We start from the raw sequence: 18,807 nt of genomic DNA, 5'->3' as shown, positions 1-18,807 counted from the left end.
CTGACTAATTTCTCTCGAAATCAATCGGATCTTTATTAATTATGTTTAGCTGTACATTACCTGTTTGAACCTAAGCATCACTACTTAGATTCGTGCTGTTGTTTCCAATCTTTCAAAGAACTTTTGACCATCTTATATGATCATTGCTGATGTCTGAGATCCGATCTCCGTGGCTCTTTTGCCATACATCTTTTTCAATTTTTTCTGCAACTTTCGCTTTCCGTTTGTTGCCCCGTTGTTGTTGGGGTTGCAAAGGTAATCAACTTTTGTTTTCTACCAAATCTTTTTAAAGATTTTTTCAAATTTTATTTTTTCATGGTGGCTGATCGCAGAAGCACTGATACCAGGTATTACGGCTGTACCGCCATGATGAAATAAGTGTAGAAATATAGTGTCGGAAAGAGCTTTTGTATGCGCGCTTTCTATCAAAGCGGAGCGCAAAGGTAGGCGGAATTTTTACACTTCCAACTTTTTAGCCCGACTATTTTTTATCTTTCTCTGTAACCCTCTGCTGCAAAGGATTACAGAGACAAAGAATTATTGACGATCAAAGCTTATTGGCTGCAGCAACCCATCAGGATATCTTACTTTCATTAAAAACAAACCCTGCGGAGGAACTGCAAAGTCAGCATTTGTACAATCGAGGCTCTCTATCGCTTCCTTAAACTGTTCCATAGAAAGCTTACCGCGCCCCACTCTCAGCATCGTTCCCACCAGGCCGCGTACCATACCACGCAGGAAACGGTTGGCTGTAACGTTATAGACTATACGTTCTCCATCTACCGTCCAGTACGACTCGGTAATATTGCAGATATAAGTCTTCACCTGTGTATTGCGCTTCGAGAAAGTGGTAAAGTCGCTATAACCCTTAATCACTTCTGCTGCCTCCTGCAATGCAGCGATATCCATCTTATAAGGAAAAAAGTAGCCCCGGTCTTTCAGGAAAGGATCTTTGCGGGTATATAAGGTATATTCATAGGAGCGGGCCAATGCGGCAAACCGGCTGTTGGCATCCGGCGGTACCTGGTAGATGGCCCGCAGCACGATATCATCGGGCAAAATGGCGTTGATCTTATACAGGAACTGCGGATGCAGGGGCAATTCCGTATCAAAATGCAGGAAGTTCTGTTGCGCGTTTACGCCGGCATCGGTTCTGCTGGAGCCAGTACTCTCCATCTTTTCCCGGAATAATGTACTCAGCGCGTGGTCTATTTCCGCCTGCACGGTATGTGCATTTTCCTGTACCTGGAAACCGCTGTACTGCGCCCCTTTATATCCAACTTCAATAAAGTACCTGTTCATATGGGGGCGAAAATAAAGAATTACGGACTATCCGGAATGAATTACGGAGTTATAGTCAGATGATCCTGTGATCCATCTTCCTATAACTCCGTAATAATGAAGGTTATATTATTTATGCAACATGGCTTTGAACCGGCCCCTGTAATAGTCATCTATTAAAAGGGTTTCCAGGGAGCCATATTTCTCGGTATCCACTGTTTTGGAATAGGCTGTATCCAGCAGGCGATAGCGCGTATCATCCGCCGTGAGCAACTGTACCAGGGTTTTCACCTGAACTGTTTGCAGGCAATAGTTGCGGGTTTGTTTCTTAAATACTTCGATCATACTGTTATCCGTTCTGGCAGCTACGAATTTGCGTAACACCTTGCGGAAAGTATCATCGTCCATTACATTGGTGCAATCTGAGTTGATCAGGCGTGCATCGGCTTTCTTCTTTTCAGCGGTCGTCATTTCCGGCGCCACTTCTGCTCCCACCGGTGCTCCTGCTGCATCTGCAGTCGCCACTTCTTCTTCATTACGTTTCTTCTTCTTTTTGCTTCTTACCGGTTCTTCTTCTGTAACAGCAATGCCATAGCCACTGGAATCGGTGATGATATTTGCCGGATGCTCTGTATCATCAAAGATCTTTTTCTTCTTCTTTTTGGCGCGCACCGGCGCTTCTTCTGTAGCGGTTACCGGCACTTCCACCACTACCGGCGCAGCAGCTTCCGTAGTAGCAGCAGCTGCTGCTGCAGGTGCCGCATCATCCTGGAATTCTATAAAGTCAGGATCTCCTTCTTTTGCTTTATGTTTCTTGGATCTCTTTTTCACCGGTTCTCCGGCAGGAGCGGTGGTGGATTCAGCTGCCACAGCAGCTTCGCTGGCGGCGGTTTTACCTTCTTCTGCCAATACATTGCTCAAAATCGCCTGTTCCTCTTCTGTTAAAGGCTCTCTTTCTCCTTTATTACGCTTCTTCCGGGGTTTCTTCACCTCTGCTTCGGCAGCCACCGGCGCCACTTCCGCAGGAGCTGCCTCTTTTTTTACTTCCGGCTCTGGCTCCGGCTCATTCCTGTCGTCGCCGCCTACCACTACCTTATCCAGCGCAGAAGCAAAAGGATTGCCTGATTTAGCGGGAGCTGTTTTAGCAGGACCGGTTACAATTGCTTTATCGGCAAAAGTAGTTTCCAGGTCTTTCTGCAGGTTGGTCATCATTTCCTTTTTGGCCGTGTCCAGCTCCGGCACAATGGAATCTGCGGCGGGAGGCGCTGCTGCCAGTGCCGTTTCGCCGGCATCCGATTTCAGTTCCCGGAAAGTTTGAAGGTTATATAAAGAATAACCGGCTTCGCCGGACTGTTTCAGCAGAAAGCCCTGATCACCTTTTGTTATTCTAAGGTTAAACTGTGCTTCCCTGGATTCTTTGTTTGGAAAACCCACCGTAATGGGCGCCGTACCTGTTTCCAACCGGGGGATAATGATGTAGCCCCTTTCGGTGGAACTCAGCACTTTGCCGTTATGTTTTACATAAAACGGCTGTCCCTTCTCGCTCTGAATATACACGTAGTGGAGTTGTTCCTGCGCCCACAGCCGGCCGCATAGTAACAGACATGCCCATACGAATATTACTGTCCTGTATTTGAGATGCATACTATATATTGGTATAAAACTGTCCTTGTGCAAATATTATTCCAGCACGATCAGCACCTCACCTTTTTCCACGGCGGTGCGCTCTTTTACCTTGATTTCCTTTACGATAGCATCTGAGGCGGCCTTGAACACGTTCTCCATTTTCATGGCTTCCAGGATCAGCACCGGGTCGCCCTTTTTGATGGCCTGACCTGCGGTTACCAGCACTTTCAGCACCAGTCCGGGCATCGGTGCCTTGATGTCATTCACCTTTTTGGTCATCGCATCCTTGATCCCCATGGAGGCCAGCAGCTGGTCGATCGGTTCTTCTATCACCACTTCAAACTGTTGCTGATTTACCTGTAATACCACGGTTTTAGTATCTTTCTCTATCCTCAACACCTGCGCCTGGTAGCTGCGGCCGTCCATTATAACGCTGTAATCGCCGGTAGGCAGCTTTACTGCCGACCAGTCCACTTCCTGGTTATCGCAGGTAAGTTTGGAATCGTTATTAACGGCAAATGTAGATTTACCATTCACTATTGCTTTGATCATAATGCTGTTTTATTGGCCTGTAAGCTCAACAAAAATAGCATTTTTAACCACTTACCTCATATTTGGCCCATTTGTTTAAATTTGACTCTTTTTAATTGGCGCAAGCCGATACATTTGTTTAAAACAGTCTTTTACATGAATCTACATCTGAAGCAATCCCTGATGGGGATGCTGATCGGAGGAATAGCCGGACTCGGGATGAGCACTTCCCTGATGGCCCAATCTGACAAAGCTGCCCAGGAAGACCCCGCACTAAAGATCTACCGCGCATCCGCCACTAAAGTGAACGATCTGGTACACACTAAGCTGGACGTACGTTTCGACTACGCCAAGCGGTACCTCTATGGCAAAGCCTGGATAACCCTCAAACCGCATTTTTATGCCACCGACTCCCTCACCCTGGACGCCAAAGGCATGGATATTAAAGAAGTGGCCGTAGTTAAAGCAGGTAAAAGCAGTCCGCTGAAATACAGCTACGACGACCTCCAACTGCACATCGCTTTGGATAAAAGCTACAAAGCCACCGAATCATATATCATCTATATCAGCTATACAGCAAAACCCGATGAACTCAAAGTAAAGGGAAGCGCCGCTATTTCTGATGCCAAAGGACTCTATTTTATCAATCCCGATGGCAAAGATCCTAAAAAGCCCACCCAGATATGGACGCAGGGCGAAACAGAAAGCTCTTCTGCCTGGTTTCCTACTATCGATAAAACCAACCAGAAGTGCACCGAGGAAATCAGCATGACCGTTGAAAAGAAATATGTTACCCTTTCCAATGGTAAGCTGGTAAGCCAGAAAAATAATGCCGACGGTACCCGTACAGATACCTGGAAGATGGATCTCCCCCACTCCCCTTACCTGTTTATGATGGCGGTAGGTGAATATGCCATTGTAAAAGATACCTGGCGCGGCAAAGAAGTAAGCTATTATGTGGAAAAGCCTTTTGAGAAATATGCCAGAAACATTTTTGGTAATACGCCTGAAATGCTCACCTTCTACTCTAAAATACTGGGATATGATTATCCCTGGGTGAAATACTCCCAGATCACCGGCCGCGACTACGTTTCCGGCGCTATGGAAAACACCACCGCCACTCTTCACGGGGAGTTTATACAGAAAACGGACCGGGAGCTGCTGGACAATAACAACTACAATGAAGGCGTAATTGCGCATGAACTGTTCCACCACTGGTTTGGCGACCTGGCCACCGCAGAGTCGTGGAGCAATCTTACTGTGAATGAATCCTTCGCAGACTACAGCGAATACCTGTGGCTGGAACATAAATATGGTAAGGACGCTGCCGATGAACACAGCCTGGAAGCGGCACAGTCGTATATGTCGATGGTGCAGTATGCCGGCGATAAAGACCTGGTACGCTTCCATTATCACGACAAGGAAGATATGTTTGACCAGATCACCTATCAGAAAGGTGGCCGTATCCTGCACATGCTCCGCAATGCCATAGGAGATTCTGCCTTCTTCAAATCCCTGAACGTTTACCTGAAAACAAACGCCTTTAAAGCTACCGAAGCGCATCAGCTGCGTTTAGCTGTAGAAGAAGTAACCGGCAGGGATATGAACTGGTTCTTCAACGAATGGTATTTTGGTAAAGGCTTCCCACAGCTGGATATCAGCTATAAGTATAATGATGCCGCCAACACGGTGACCGTTATATTACAGCAGATCCAGAAAGAAGATAAAGTATGGCACATCCCCATGGCCATTGACATCTATGAAGGCGGCAAAGCAAACAGGCATAACATCTTCATGGAACACCGGGTTGATTCCTTTACCTTCTCTTACACGGCTAAACCAGACCTGGTAAATGTAGATGCAGATAAGGTAGTTTTAGCCAAGATAGACGACCACCGGGCGTTTAGCACTTATGCTTATCAATATGCCCACGCGCCTAATTATATGGACCGCCATATTGCTATAGATGAAGCAGCAGATGCACAGGCCACCAATCCTGAAGCAGTGAAACTGTTGCAGCTGGCGTTGAAAGATAAATATCACGGCTTAAGAACGTATGCCATCGGAAAGCTGAACCTGAGCAATGCAGCTGTGAAAACAGCCGCCCTGCCTGTTTTGGCGAACCTTGCCAAACAAGATCCCAGCTCCCTGGTACGTGCAGCAGCACTGCTGCAACTGGGTGAACTAAAAGATCCGCAGTACGCCGCTTTGTTTGAAGCAGCAACAAAAGACAAATCCTATGCTGTAGAAGCCGCCGGCCTGGAAGGCTTAGCCACCCTGGATCTGGAAAAAGCATACAACATCGCCAAACAGCTGGAAAGTGATACCAAAGGCAAGCTGGTAAATGCTATCGCAGGTGTATATGCCAGGAAAGGCAACGCTTCCGATGTTACTTTTGTGGCAACAAAATTTGATGAAACCTCCGGCCAGGACAAGCTGAATGCAGCTTTCGACTACCTGGGCTTCTTATCCAAGATCAACAACACCCCTGCTGTAACAAAAGGTGTGGACCAGGTAAAAGCCATGACCGCCCAATTTAATAACTCACAGGTAAGCACCTACATCAGTAACTGGATGCAGGAAATCAGCAAAAGCAAATCGCAGGAAGCCACTGCCGTAACCGGCGCTAACCGCGACGAGCTGCTGAAACAGGCGGACTATCTGCGTAAGGCGTCGGAGGAGATCAAAGCGGGTATTAAATAATGCGTGCGCGGATTTTGTCTTTCCCGCTGATTACGCTGATTTTACTGATTTTACTTTTTTGATTTTACTTTTTGATTTTTAATTGATTTGTTTTTTATAATTGATAATGGGAGATAGAAGCAGAACATCGCTTTTATCTCCCACTATCTTTTAATCTAAAAAAAATCAAAAAAAGTAAAATCAGTAAAATCAGCGTAATCAGCGGGAAAGACAAAATCCGCGACAATCTACGCTTCAATCTCCACGAGGGCGTTGAGTTGTGGGTCCCAGCGCCAGGGGGTGTTGGCGAGTTTTACGCCTCCGAGCCAGCGGTGTTCGAGTGATATGTAGTCGAGGTAGTTTTCTTCTTCTTCCAGTATTTCCTTTCCCAGGCTGGTGATTTTCAGCATTTGGTCGTGTTCTTCGATGACGCCGGCATTGGCCATGCGGTGGATGAGAACATCGAGCTGGAAGTTGGTGAAGCCGTATATTTCGAGTTCGTTCCAGAAAAGCATGTAGAGGTCGTACCAGCGGTAGCTTCCGAGCACGAGGCGGAGCAGGAAATAGTTTTCAATGGTGTTCAGGCCGGTATTGATATCGGGGAAGCGTTTGAGATGTGCAGTGATAGCTTCGGGCAGGTATTTAAGATTTCCGGCGGGCAGCTTACTGATGGTTTCCAGCGCTTGTGGGGTGCTAAGGCACCAGGCGTCCCATACGTCGGCGGCCCAAAGCAGGTCTTCAGCTTGAAGCTGTGTCCGTTGTTCAAATATCTGCGGGAATTCATCCGCAGTGGGGTGATGGTGCAGGTCTACCAGGGTAATGGGGGGAAGGATAGTAAGCCGGCTGCTGAGATAGTAAAGGATGAACAGCATATTGATCTGGCAAAACAGATCATATTCAAACCACAATACGATTTCATCTGCAGCGGAGCCGGAGAGTGCTAATTTCTCCAGCTCCTGTACCACATTGGTATAATAGGTTTGCTTATCGATTCCGTAATGGAATTCGAGATGCTTGGCGCGGCTTTCAAAGAATTCTGTGAGGTCTTTTGTATATTTTACTTTGCCTTCGCACATCATTTCCCGGCACACCACTATCTCTCCCGGTACCTTGCTTTGCCGGAACAGGGCAAGGGTAGCATCTCCATTTAACACATGCAAATATGACATAAAATAGTTTTCCTGCTCTTACCAGCTGCCACTGGCGCCACCGCCACCACCGGAACCTCCTCCGAAGCCACCGAAGCCGCCACCTCCTCCACCACCGGACCATCCGCCTCCGCTGCTGCCACTGCCGAAGCCTCCCATACCGCCGATTACCGGCCATATCCATCCGCCCCGTCTGTTATAGGTGGTACCGCCACCTCTGCCTCCGCCACCGCCACGGCCGATGATGGAAACAATAATCACAATTACCATGATGATCAGGAAAACGGCTCCCGGGCTGACGCCGGGTTTGCTTTGCCGCGGGTCTGCACGGTACTCGCCGGCGGCTGCTTTCTGAATGGCTTCCACAGCGCCGTCGAGGCCCTGGTAGTAGTGTCCTTCACGGAAAGCTGGCTTTATGATCTGTGAAATGATCTGGTTGGCGGTAGCATCGGGTACTACGCCTTCCATGCCATAGCCTGTTTCAATCCTGATCTTCCTGTCTTCCACTGAAACAAGAATAAGTATACCATTGTTCTTGCCTTTGGTACCTATTCCCCAGTCGCGCAATATTTTTAATGATACCTGACTGATATCGTAGTCACCGATGGACTTGAGTGTAACAATTGCTATTTGCGTGGAGGTGCTGTCGAAATAGGCCACTACTTTTTGTTCGAGGGCATCATCTTCCGTTTTCAGCAACACGCCTGCAAAGTCATTGACTAAAGTGGGAGGATTAGGCCGGGGCGGTATATTCTGGGCATTTGCCAGCAAACCCGCCATCATTAATAATCCCGGTAAAAACCAGCGTAGTATCCTCATTGTATCAAAGCTAAAATCGTTTTAAAAAGAGTGGCTTTTATTTGCCGAAGACGATATCGTCGGGCAGTTCATTCGCATCATTACCGGCTTCATGCGGGAAAAAGGTACGGAGTGAGGCGCCTATTTCCGCTATACATGCTTCGATGCCATCGATAATACGATTGCGCTGAAAGTGGTCGATTAACAATGCTGCTTCCTTCACCCAGAATTCGTCGCCTACTTTTTCATGTATGCCCTGGTCGCCCAGGATAGCAAACTGCCGGTCTTTGATGGCCACATATACCAAAACGCCGTTGCGCAATTTTGTTTTTCCCATATCGAGTGACACGAAAGCTTCTTTCGCCCTGTCCATAGGATCCACATAGCTGCAATGGCTTTCTACAAACAACCTGATTTCTCCGGAAGTAAGCCGTTCTGCTACCCGGATAGCCTGCACGAGTCTTTCTTTCTCCGTTTCTGAAAAAATCTCTTTTCGTTTAAAAGGGAAAATGCGCATGCTGAATATAATTTTTGGATTGCTGTTCCGGGGGATGCCGGTATTACACCAGCATCCCGGAGACAGCTTATCTTGTAAGGGTTGTTTTAGAATTTAACCTCGGGAGCATTTTGGGCACCTGCGGCTGCTTCGAAATAACCTTTTTGTTTAAAGCCAGTGATACCGGCTATAATGTTGTTTGGGAAAGTACGAACGGAGCTGTTGTAAGCATTTACCGCTTCGTTGAAGTCATTTCGGGCTACGTTAATCCTGTTTTCCGTTCCTTCAAGTTGAGCCTGGAGGTTCTGGAAATTAGCATTTGCTTTCAGGTCGGGGTAGGCTTCAGATACGGCGAGTAAGCGGCCCAGTGCCTGGCTTAACTGTCCTTGTGCAGCCTGGTATTGTTGAATTTTCTCAGGGCTGAGATCATTCACGTCTACTTTGATCTGGGTAGCGCTGGCGCGTGCCTGGATCACTTTTTCGAGGGTTTCAGTTTCGAAATTAGCGGCGCCTTTCACGGTGGCCACCAGGTTAGGGATCAGATCAGCACGGCGTTGATAGCTACTTTGTACCACTCCCCATTTATTTTTCACATTTTCGTCTTTAGTAACGAGGCCGTTGTATTTACCACAACCTAACATGACCAACAACGCGAGTACTACAATAACAATAATTCCTGTTTTCATCTGAATTTAAATTTAAGTTTTAAGTGCCGGCAAATGTGCAAAAGGTATTCCCGATTTTACGCTTGCCGGTGTAAGTAGTTTTTTCACCGGTGAACGCTATAAAAAAAGCGGTTAACGCGCGCTTTTCATAACTACACGAAAATATGGAAACTCCCCCACTAAATCGCTATTGGATAAGGAAACGGCTATTTTTTAAAAAAGTTCATTCATCCTTGAAATATTCATCATAAAACAGTATGTTTATATGTACCTTTGTTGAGCGTAAAACATTGAACGTTTTACCGTAAGATTTAAGGTGAATGGGGCAGAATGGATACAAAATCGATATCGAAAGTTTCATTGTTTCTAACTCATTTATTATCAATAACTTGGAACTAAGTCTGCTTAAATGAGTGCACAACACATCCATATTCTCTATATTGATGATGAAATACACAATCTGAATGCTTTCAAAGCTTCATTCAGAAGGCTGTACAACGTGGTTACAGCCAGTTCTGCGGAGGACGCGGAAAAGCTGCTGGCAGAACAGGAATTTCACATCATTATCTCGGACCAGCGGATGCCAAAGACAACCGGGATAGAGTTTTTTGAATCAATACTGGAAAAGTACCCCGAGCCTATACGCATGCTGCTGACCGGCTATGCCGATATCAACGCGGTAGTAGATGCCATTAACAAAGGACAGGTTTATAAATATTTCTCCAAACCCTGGAATGAAGAGGAGTTGAAACACAATATCGAAAAGGCATATGAAGTGTACGCCCTCCGCAAAGAGAATAAAGAGTTAACCGCCAAATTGCTCGATGTAAACCAGAAACTGGAGTTCCTGGTAAGACAGAAACTAATTTCCTGATCATTATTAGAGGCAGTGAAGATAACGAGGCGTTCCTGGAAAATGGGGACAGGCCTGCTTATGCCTTACTTTTGCCTTGCACGCAAGGTGGACTTGATCAGGAAAACATCTGCTCATTCCCTTTGGTGTACCGTCACCATATGAGGTATACGCAAGGTAGTATTGTACTTCTTCCCGCGCGCTTCTTTATAACGGGGTACTTTCCTTATATCCGGTATAATGGTCGCCCGCTGTTTTGTGACTGCCGGTGTGACCACCCCGAGTATGTTTGCCGCTATGAACCGGCGGTTGGCCGATGCCAGCGACCCGTTGAAGCTTCTTACCTGTAGTATTACCAGCAATGTTCCTTTTCCCGGCAACGTTACATCCAGCTCCATATCCCGGAAATGCGTGTCCATACCGATCATTACAGTGGCAGTACGGCTGCCTGTTATGCGTCGCTCCAGGAAACTGATGCGAACGGCAATGGCCTTCACTTCCAGGTGGGTGGCTGTGCCTTCCGGCCGCAAGGTTTGCCCAGGTATGGTTACCACCCCGGCGGGTGAGATCACCGGCTGCTGGCAGAAGAATTGCTCCACGCCGGCGTGCCGGTTGAACCGGAAGCCGGTTAACATTTGCAATTGGTCTTCTCCTGCTGAGATCAGCGTTTTGTTCAGGCGGTTCACCAATGAGCCATCGCGGGTGATATCCAGGTGAGGAGTGACAGCCTGGCGGATCAGTTTTCCTTTCCTGCTGGCGATCCCGAAATCCCGCGATGCATGCCGGGTAGCGGCGGTTTGCCGCACCGTTTCGGGCATGGTGCGGACAAAGTATTGCCCGTTCCTCCGGTAACCGATCAGGTTACCCAGCTTGCCCGTGAAGCTGATTATTCCGACTTGTTTTCCCATAATAGATTAATTTTTTTACTGAAAATAAGATAAAAGCTTAGCAGGGTATCCGGTCAGAATTTTGAGATTGACAAACGGGAGAGTATCGTGTATTGGATGTTATTCAAACGGGAAGTGATAACGGTTCACTTCTCTCTAAAACGGCATGGACTACCATTCGAAACTATCTAAATCTGTAAATGTTGATTTTCCTTTAACTTGCACCACATTGTGAACTTAATTTCCTAGAATCATGCAAGTTTGGAAAGATTACCAGGCAGAGAACAAAGATCGTTTCCTGGATGAATTACTGGCGCTGTTACGCATTCCTTCTGTGAGTGCGGATTCCCGTCACAATAAAGATACCCAGCAATGTGCGGAAGCGGTAAAAGTACGTTTGGAAGAAGCCGGCGCAGATAAAGTAGAAGTATGTCAGACTGCTGGTCACCCGATCGTTTATGGCGAAAAGATCATAGATCCTTCCTTACCCACCGTACTGGTATACGGCCACTATGATGTACAGCCTGCAGATCCGCTGGAGCTGTGGCACAGCGGTCCGTTTGAACCCGTAATTAAAGATGGCAATATATATGCCCGTGGCAGTGCAGATGACAAAGGCCAGTTTTACATGCATGTAAAGGCTTTTGAAACCATGAACAAAACCAACACGATTCCCTGCAACATCAAATTTATGATTGAAGGGGAAGAAGAAGTAGGTTCTGCTAACCTGGGCATCTTCCTGAAAGATAACAAAGAGCGCCTGAAAGCGGATGTGGTATTGATTTCAGATACTTCCATGATCAGCCTGGAAAACCCTTCCATTGATACGGGCCTGCGCGGACTGGCTTATATGGAAGTGGAAGTAACCGGTCCTAACCGCGACCTGCACAGTGGTGTATACGGTGGCGCTGTAGCTAACCCGGCTACTATCCTTGCGAAAATGATTGCTTCCCTGCATGATGAAAATAATCACATCACCATTCCCGGCTTCTATGATAAAGTGCAGGAACTAAGTACAGAAGAGAGGACCGCGCTGAATGCCGCTCCTTTTGATGAAGAAGAATATAAAAAAGACCTGGGTGTAGCGGATGTTTGGGGAGAGAAAGGATTTACCACTATCGAAAGAACCGGTATCCGGCCAACGCTGGAAGTAAATGGTATCTGGGGTGGTTATACCGGCGAAGGTTCCAAGACCGTATTGCCATCAAAAGCATTTGCCAAGATTTCCATGCGCCTTGTTCCTAACCAGGACTGGCACGAAATATCAGATCTGTTCACCAAACATATTGAAGCCATTGCACCTAAGAGTGTGAAGGTGAAAGTAACCAAGCATCATGGCGGCAGCCCGTATGTTACGCCAATCGACTCGGTGGCATTTAAGGCAGCGCACAAAGCTATCCACGCTACTTTTGGCAAAGATCCTATCCCGGTGCGCGGTGGCGGTAGTATTCCTATCGTGGCACTGTTTGAAAAGGAACTGGGGCTGAAAACAGTACTGATGGGCTTTGGATTGGACAGCGACAACCTGCATTCTCCCAACGAGAAGTATGGTTTAGCCAATTATTACAAAGGCATTGAAACCATTCCTTATTTCCACAAATTTTTTGCGGAGATGAGTAAATAGCCAAACCGGCGGCAGCTCCGGTTGCCGCCGGCTTAAAGTTTTTGAATATGAGTAATACCGAAAAAGTACGCGTAGATAAATATCTCTGGTCTATCAGGGTGTTTAAAACCCGCAGCCAGGCTGCAGATGCCTGCGACGGCGGTAAAGTGAAGATGAACGGCTCCTCTGTGAAAGCCGCTAAGCCCGTAAATCCGGGGGATAAATTTGAGATCAGGAGCGAAGCCCGTAAGTGGGTGATTGAAGTGGTGAGCGTTATCTCCAACCGGGTGCCGTATAGTGAAGCCATTAAACATTATATAGATACCACTCCTGATGAGGATAAACTGGCGCCCGCCTTTGTTGCGTCTGTGTTTCAGACAGGTAAGCGACAGAGTAAGATTGGCCGGCCCACGAAGAAAGACCGGAGGAGTATTGAAGGGTTTATGGAAGGGGATGAAGAGGAGTAGTGTAAGTCCTTGCTAAAACATATCAAGCTAATCTGAGGAAAACCGGCTACACTTCAACCATCGGGCAATACATTAAAGTTTCTGTTGGACAAACCATTCAATATATAGTGGCAAACTTGTGCCTAAATAGTATGGTAAGTTCATAAGCAGATAGGGCTTTTTATTAGGGGTTATGGCTTGTTCTACCTTAAAAACACCAGCATACATACGAATAGCATATGAGTGATCTGCTGCGTCAATGAATTGGTGAAGTGATTTCAAGCTCCCTGTACTACCTGATTTTATTTCTATGGGAATAACCAAATCCTGATAGGTAAAAAGTAAGTCAACCTCTGCATTTGATTGTGTTTTTTCCCTAACCCAAAAATTAGGCTTATGCGCTGAAATACTTTGAAGAGATATAAGCTCCTGTGTTATTAAATGAGGTATAACAGCGCCTTTGTACGCGCTATTCAGATCATCCATAGCTAACATTTCTAATTGGATACCAAGAGAATAATTGACCAAACCAGTATCCAGAAACTGTAGACGTGGTGACTTCTTTAGATCTGTTTTTAGAGGTGGGTGCAAATCTGTAGTTGGATAAATCAATCGTATAATTTTTGCATCATCAAGTGTTCTGAAAGCTTCTCCTACCTCTCTTGACCGGTAGTTGGAATTTCCAAAACCCTGAAATTTTACACGTTCGTCGAGATACAACGGGGCGGTATCCATCAAGTGTTTAATAATTTTTCTTTCGGTATCATTAGATGTATATTTTTCCACGTCACTTTTATAGGTCCCCCAAATACTTTCATATATCCTTGGTAAATCCGAAAGATTCTGCTGCTTAACATCCATTTTTATTACTTCCGGCATTCCACCAATAATTGCATAGCGATGGAAAGCATCCATTAACAACTTATGAGCAACTGCCCTTACCGGAACTGCGTGTAAATGTTCTATCAGCTCTTGTTTTCCTATTGCTTCCAGGTATTCCTGAAAATTTAATGGATGGAGATATAAAAACTCTACTCTACCTACTGGAAAGCTTGGTACCTTTTGCATGGCAAATTCTAAAAGAGAACCGGCACTAATCACATGAAGTTGCGGTAATTCTTCATAGAAATATCGTAACAACTGGATAACTTTTGGGCTCTCCTGAATCTCATCAATAAAAAGGAGTGTATTAGCAATAGCAGACGAAGGAATAGCATTTGCTAATAACAACGCTTCCAGAATAGTTTGAACGTCATTAAAATCTTCAAAATAACTCCGATCATTAGGCTTTTCCAGATTAAGTATAATTCTATACTGATAAGTCTTAGCAAAATCTCGTATCAGTGTTGTTTTTCCTACCTGACGTGCTCCTCTGATGATAAGCGGTTTTCGATTATCACTTAACTTCCAGACATTAAGGTATTTTTCAATATTTCTTTTAAATGACATACCAGGAATAGTTTTTTTTCAAATTTGTCATAAAACAAGCCCAAATTTATCCTTAATTTGTGACAAAACAAGCCATGTTTTGACTTCATTTTGTAACAAAACCAGGGCAGTGGATAAATTCCACAGATACCAGAGCTACCATACAAAGCGCCAGCATAATGCCTAGGACTATATTCCATATCAGAGAACACTCGCCACCTTATTATTTCTGTTTTCTACATGAAAATACAGTCTTATCCATCCGTGGTGGGTTATTCAGGTCAAAACCATAGGCTTTTGATGTTAAATACCACGCCTGGCGAACCCGCTCTTCCAGGGAAAGGCTTAAATCAACATTATCCGCGTCCGACTCAGCGTATGTCTTGATTTTGAAGGCTGTTCTGTCAAATCTGTATTGCTCCATAAAGACGTTAATTTGCTTATAAGTACCTCCGCTACCGGGGATTCTCCCTTTTTTCTACAATTTCTCACTTTTGCGTAGTAATTTTGCATCCTCATTCTTAAACTAAGGATTTTCAATGCCTAAACAAAGCGACGTACTTACTGCCGATTTCCTTGTGAAAGTAGCAGAAGAATTTGGTACCCCGGTATATATATACCATGCAGAAAAGATTAAAACCCAGTATGAAAAGCTGCAAAAGGCCTTTCATAAGTCTGACACCCGCTTTTTCTACGCCTGTAAGGCATTGACCAACATCAATATCCTTAAGTACATCAATTCTATTGGTTGCGGCCTGGACACGGTGTCGATCCAGGAAGTACAACTGGGCCTGAGAGCTGGCTTTGATCCGAAGAATATCATCTTTACGCCTAACTGTGTGGACCTGCAGGAAATTATTGCAGCGAAAGACCTGGGCGTAATCATTAATATAGACAACCTCTCCATCCTGGAGCAATTTGGCAACAAGTTCGGTGGCAGTTATCCGATCTGTATCCGCCTGAACCCACATATTATGGCGGGCGGAAACTTTAAGATCTCTACCGGGCATATCGATAGTAAGTTTGGTATTTCCATCCACCAGATGCGGCATATCGAACGCATTATCAATTCTACTAAACTGAAAGTAACCGGCCTGCACATGCACACCGGCTCTGAAATCAAGGATGTAGACGTGTTCCTGCGGGGCGTGGAAGTGATGTTTGAAATGGTGCAACACTTCCCTGACCTGGAGTCTATTGACCTGGGCAGCGGCTTTAAGGTAGCTTACCAACAGGGAGATCCTGAAACAGACATCGACCTGCTCGGCAAAAAACTGAGCGAAGCGTTCAACAACTTTGCTAAATCATACGTGCGCCCGCTGCAGCTGTGGTTTGAACCAGGAAAATTCCTCGTAAGCCAGAGCGGTTACTTTGTAGTAAAGGCCAACGTGATCAAGCAAACTACCGCCAACGTATTTGTGGGTGTGAATTCAGGCTTCAACCACCTGATCCGGCCGATGTTTTACGAGGCGTTCCACCTGATCCGTAATATTTCCAACCCGAAGGGCACGGAGCGGATCTATACCGTGGTAGGTAATATCTGTGAAACAGACACTTTTGGATGGGACCGTAAGATCAATGAGGTAAGGGAAGGCGATTACCTGGTGTTTTATAACGCCGGCGCCTATGGTTTTGAAATGTCCTCTAACTTTAACTCCCGCCTGAAACCGGCGGAAGTACTGGTAAAAGAAGGCAAACCACACCTGATCCGCAAGCGTGATACTTTGGAAGATCTGCTCAAAAACCAGATCGAATTGCAATAAATCTTCCGGATTTCTGCGGATTCAGGTATTTGATTATCAGGTGTATACCAGATTTGACAAATACCTGAATCCCGGAATTCAATATTGATACAATATTTCCCCTACCTTTGCGTCTACATTAGTACCCTCCTCTGTTATTCCTGCAATGTTTTACTGTAAATTGTAATAAGAATTTATTACTGGCACTAAAAGGACAGCCTTTGGTTATAATTGTACGATAATATGAAAGTTTTAACTGCACACCCCGGTATATTTAACGATGATAAAGTAATTGAATCCAATATATCATTCGTACCCTTCCTCAATTATCTGAAGGAAAAGGTAACACATGAAGGAGAAGCCCGTTCGTCTTTCTATAAACTGATCATTGATAAATTTGAAAGTAACCCGGAAATACTTAAACCCATTCCCGGCAATGGTGATCTGAGCGCTTATAAGGAATACCTGGATCTATTGATAGCCGCCATTTTCCCGGTGACCACGGATTCCAGCAAAGACATTTATGGCATAGGTGTTCCGTTTAAGTTCGCCATCTTCCATTATTCTGATCTCTTTAAACAGCTATTTGCAGAAAACGGCTCCGAGTTATCGGCCGTTCCGGACGGCATTTCCATTGCACAGGTAAAAAAAGACAAGATCACCTGGTTATATAAACTAATCCTGGAAAAGGTATTCCACTTTCCCATGAACTATAAGAACGATATCATCCATACGCTGGAAACGCCGGATGGTGGTAAACGTTATGTGAAAGTAAATATTGATCCCAGGTTTGTGGATGTAAAGGTAAACGGTGAACTGCCGCATCTGAACTATGATATGTTCTGTTCCAAGCAGATCACGCCGGATGCCCTGCAGGAGTTGTTGCCTACCAGTATGTTTTCTTTGGAAGGCTTTGTTATCTGGACCGTGAAAGATGTAACCCAATCGGAAACGCTCAATAATATCAAGAGCCTGGTGATGAACATGCGCGCCAGCAACGAGGTAGAGAGCTACCGTACCCTGGAAAAAATGATCCCGGTTATTTTGGGCATACCTGATGTAACCGCCCACCTGGTACCTTTCCCTAAAGTGAATGGCAAGAATGTGCTGGAAGAACAATTTTCCAATACCGATCCAATCCTGGGGGTTGGCAACAAAAAACAACAGCAACACTTTTTCCAGCTGCTGCTGGAGCATTCGCAGCAAAACCCTGCGCCGCTGATTGTTCCGGATGTAAATGAGGCGTCTATTGCGCCCCACGCATTCCTGAAATATTTGCCGATCAAGAACATCCGGAGTTTTCTGATACTCCCGATCACCCATAAAAAGGAAATACTGGGCGTGCTGGAGCTGGCCTCTTCCACTCCCAACCGCTTGTCGGCTGACCCGCTGTGGAAGCTGCAAAACACCTATCCCCTGCTGGTGCTCATGCTGAACCGCAGCATGAACATCCTCGAGAACCGGCTGAATGAAGTGATCAAAGACCAGTTTACCGCATTACAGCCTTCCGTAGAATGGAAGTTTGTAGACGCTGCCTGGAGTTACCTGCTGACACCCGAAGAAGAAAGGAAAGATATTGAAAGCATCAGCTTTGATGAGGTATACCCGCTTTATGGCGCTGTGGATATCCGCAACTCATCTGTACAGCAAGGCACTGCCATCCGCGAGGATTTGCAGGAACAGCTGGAACTGATCCGTGATACCCTTGAAACCATCGGTAAAACCATTCACCTGCCTTTACTGGAAGAGCTGCAGTTTAAAACAAATGACCTGCTCGACAATCTCAGTAACAGCCTGCAGGCGGGCGAAGACCTGAAAGTGAATGAATTCATGGACCAGGAGATACAGCCTGTACTGGAACATCTCTGTGAAGATAATGAAGATCTGAAACCCTTACTGGCCAGCTATTTTGCCCAGATGGACAAATCAGAAGGACATGTTTATCATCACCGGAGGGAGTACGAAGACAGTTTAGCCAGCATCAACACAGCCATCAGCCAGTACCTGGAGAAAGAACGCCAGTATATCCAGCATTCTTTCCCCTGCTACTTTGAAAAGTACCGTACCGATGGCGTGGAGTATACTATTTATATTGGGCAGTCGATTGCCCAGGAAAAGAAGTTTGACCAGTTATACCTGCGCAACCTGCGCCTGTGGCAGCTTTCCTCCATGGCGCATATCGCAAGACTTACACATAAACTGGGGCCTAAATTAAAAGTGCCGCTGCAAACCACCCAGATGATCCTGATGCACAGCGCTCCTATTACCATCAGCTTCCGCAGCGATGAACGCCGGTTTGATGTGGAAGGCGCTTACAATGTGCGTTATGAGATCATCAAAAAACGCATTGATAAAGTACACATAAAAGATACCGGCGAGCGGTTAACGCAGCCTGGTACCATTGCAATGGTATACTCTTATGTGAGGGAAATGGAAGAACTGAAAAAGTATATCACTTTCCTGCAAAGCAAGAAAATACTGTTGCCGGAAATTGAAATGCTGGACCTGGAAGAGTTACAAGGTGTGAGTGGATTGAAAGCGCTCCGCGTGAAAGTAAATATGGAAGCTCCGCTGTGAAGCGAGGATACGTTGCCCGTTGGGTGACACAAAAAAAGAGGCCG

At 45.8% G+C, this 18,807-nt stretch carries 16 protein-coding genes; 6 read left to right on the top strand and 10 right to left on the bottom strand.

All coding sequences use genetic code 11. The features are described 5' to 3' along the window. Window positions 1-537 precede the first annotated feature (537 nt). The 3 genes from truA to ACLHR0_RS31325 form a co-directional block, all read right to left on the bottom strand. Window positions 538-1,302 (bottom strand): tRNA pseudouridine(38-40) synthase TruA, encoded by a 765-nt coding sequence (gene truA / locus ACLHR0_RS31335; RefSeq protein ID WP_436491666.1) that lies wholly within the window; start codon window positions 1,300-1,302, stop codon window positions 538-540. A gap of 108 nt (window positions 1,303-1,410) precedes the next feature. After that, window positions 1,411-2,925, bottom strand: a complete 1,515-nt coding sequence (locus ACLHR0_RS31330; RefSeq protein WP_436491665.1) for a DUF4476 domain-containing protein — start codon at window positions 2,923-2,925, stop codon at window positions 1,411-1,413. 36 nt (window positions 2,926-2,961) lie between these two features. Next, complete coding sequence (locus ACLHR0_RS31325; protein WP_436491664.1) at window positions 2,962-3,459, bottom strand: biotin/lipoyl-containing protein; 498 nt, start codon at window positions 3,457-3,459, stop codon at window positions 2,962-2,964. 135 nt (window positions 3,460-3,594) lie between these two features. Between ACLHR0_RS31325 and ACLHR0_RS31320 the strand changes: the two genes are divergently transcribed. After that, window positions 3,595-6,141 carry a M1 family aminopeptidase gene (locus tag ACLHR0_RS31320; protein WP_436491663.1) on the top strand — a complete coding sequence of 849 codons (2,547 nt, stop codon included), beginning with the start codon at window positions 3,595-3,597 and terminating at the stop codon, window positions 6,139-6,141. A 227-nt stretch (window positions 6,142-6,368) separates the two neighbouring features. Here ACLHR0_RS31320 and ACLHR0_RS31315 read toward each other — a convergent pair whose 3' ends face one another. The 4 genes from ACLHR0_RS31315 to ACLHR0_RS31300 form a co-directional block, all read right to left on the bottom strand. Further along, the gene (locus ACLHR0_RS31315; RefSeq protein ID WP_436491662.1) at window positions 6,369-7,289 is read right to left on the bottom strand and encodes a hypothetical protein; all 921 of its coding nucleotides are present in this window, start codon (window positions 7,287-7,289) and stop codon (window positions 6,369-6,371) included. 18 nt (window positions 7,290-7,307) lie between these two features. Next, on the bottom strand, window positions 7,308-8,087 hold the full coding sequence (locus tag ACLHR0_RS31310; protein ID WP_429041983.1) for a TPM domain-containing protein: 780 nt from the start codon (window positions 8,085-8,087) through the stop codon (window positions 7,308-7,310). A gap of 37 nt (window positions 8,088-8,124) precedes the next feature. Further along, window positions 8,125-8,583 carry a TPM domain-containing protein gene (locus tag ACLHR0_RS31305; protein WP_429041986.1) on the bottom strand — a complete coding sequence of 153 codons (459 nt, stop codon included), beginning with the start codon at window positions 8,581-8,583 and terminating at the stop codon, window positions 8,125-8,127. Window positions 8,584-8,669: 86 nt separating this feature from the next. After that, a complete protein-coding gene (locus tag ACLHR0_RS31300; protein WP_429041989.1) occupies window positions 8,670-9,248 on the bottom strand; it encodes a LemA family protein in 579 nt (192 codons plus the stop codon). Between the two features lie 388 nt (window positions 9,249-9,636). Here ACLHR0_RS31300 and ACLHR0_RS31295 point away from each other — a divergent pair, with 388 nt between their 5' ends. Continuing rightward, window positions 9,637-10,101, top strand: coding sequence for a response regulator (locus tag ACLHR0_RS31295; RefSeq protein WP_429041990.1), 465 nt, complete (start codon window positions 9,637-9,639; stop codon window positions 10,099-10,101). A gap of 113 nt (window positions 10,102-10,214) precedes the next feature. Here the strand turns inward: ACLHR0_RS31295 and ACLHR0_RS31290 are convergent, their stop codons facing one another. Beyond that, complete coding sequence (locus tag ACLHR0_RS31290; protein ID WP_436491661.1) at window positions 10,215-10,988, bottom strand: hypothetical protein; 774 nt, start codon at window positions 10,986-10,988, stop codon at window positions 10,215-10,217. 232 nt (window positions 10,989-11,220) lie between these two features. Between ACLHR0_RS31290 and ACLHR0_RS31285 the strand changes: the two genes are divergently transcribed. Beyond that, window positions 11,221-12,591 carry a dipeptidase gene (locus ACLHR0_RS31285; RefSeq protein WP_429062691.1) on the top strand — a complete coding sequence of 457 codons (1,371 nt, stop codon included), beginning with the start codon at window positions 11,221-11,223 and terminating at the stop codon, window positions 12,589-12,591. A gap of 47 nt (window positions 12,592-12,638) precedes the next feature. Further along, window positions 12,639-13,037: an RNA-binding S4 domain-containing protein gene (locus ACLHR0_RS31280; protein ID WP_429041997.1), complete on the top strand. Its 399-nt coding sequence runs from the start codon at window positions 12,639-12,641 to the stop codon at window positions 13,035-13,037. A 72-nt stretch (window positions 13,038-13,109) separates the two neighbouring features. On the opposite strand, the gene ACLHR0_RS31275 is transcribed toward ACLHR0_RS31280, so the two are convergent. Continuing rightward, entirely contained in the window at window positions 13,110-14,465 is a 1,356-nt protein-coding gene (locus tag ACLHR0_RS31275) for an ATP-binding protein (protein ID WP_436491660.1), read from the bottom strand. A 202-nt stretch (window positions 14,466-14,667) separates the two neighbouring features. Further along, window positions 14,668-14,868, bottom strand: coding sequence for a hypothetical protein (locus ACLHR0_RS31270; RefSeq protein ID WP_436491659.1), 201 nt, complete (start codon window positions 14,866-14,868; stop codon window positions 14,668-14,670). 115 nt (window positions 14,869-14,983) lie between these two features. Between ACLHR0_RS31270 and lysA the strand changes: the two genes are divergently transcribed. Next, entirely contained in the window at window positions 14,984-16,207 is a 1,224-nt protein-coding gene (gene lysA, locus ACLHR0_RS31265) for a diaminopimelate decarboxylase (protein WP_370913316.1), read from the top strand. Window positions 16,208-16,429: 222 nt separating this feature from the next. Beyond that, the gene (locus ACLHR0_RS31260; RefSeq protein ID WP_429042013.1) at window positions 16,430-18,763 is read left to right on the top strand and encodes a GAF domain-containing protein; all 2,334 of its coding nucleotides are present in this window, start codon (window positions 16,430-16,432) and stop codon (window positions 18,761-18,763) included. The last annotated feature ends 44 nt before the right edge of the window (window positions 18,764-18,807 follow it).

It is taken from the genome of Chitinophaga sp. ARDCPP14 (assembly GCF_051362515.1).
Taxonomy (GTDB): domain Bacteria; phylum Bacteroidota; class Bacteroidia; order Chitinophagales; family Chitinophagaceae; genus Chitinophaga.
The sequence above is the reverse complement of the archived record's forward strand: the minus strand, read 5'-3'. Positions and strand labels throughout refer to the sequence as shown.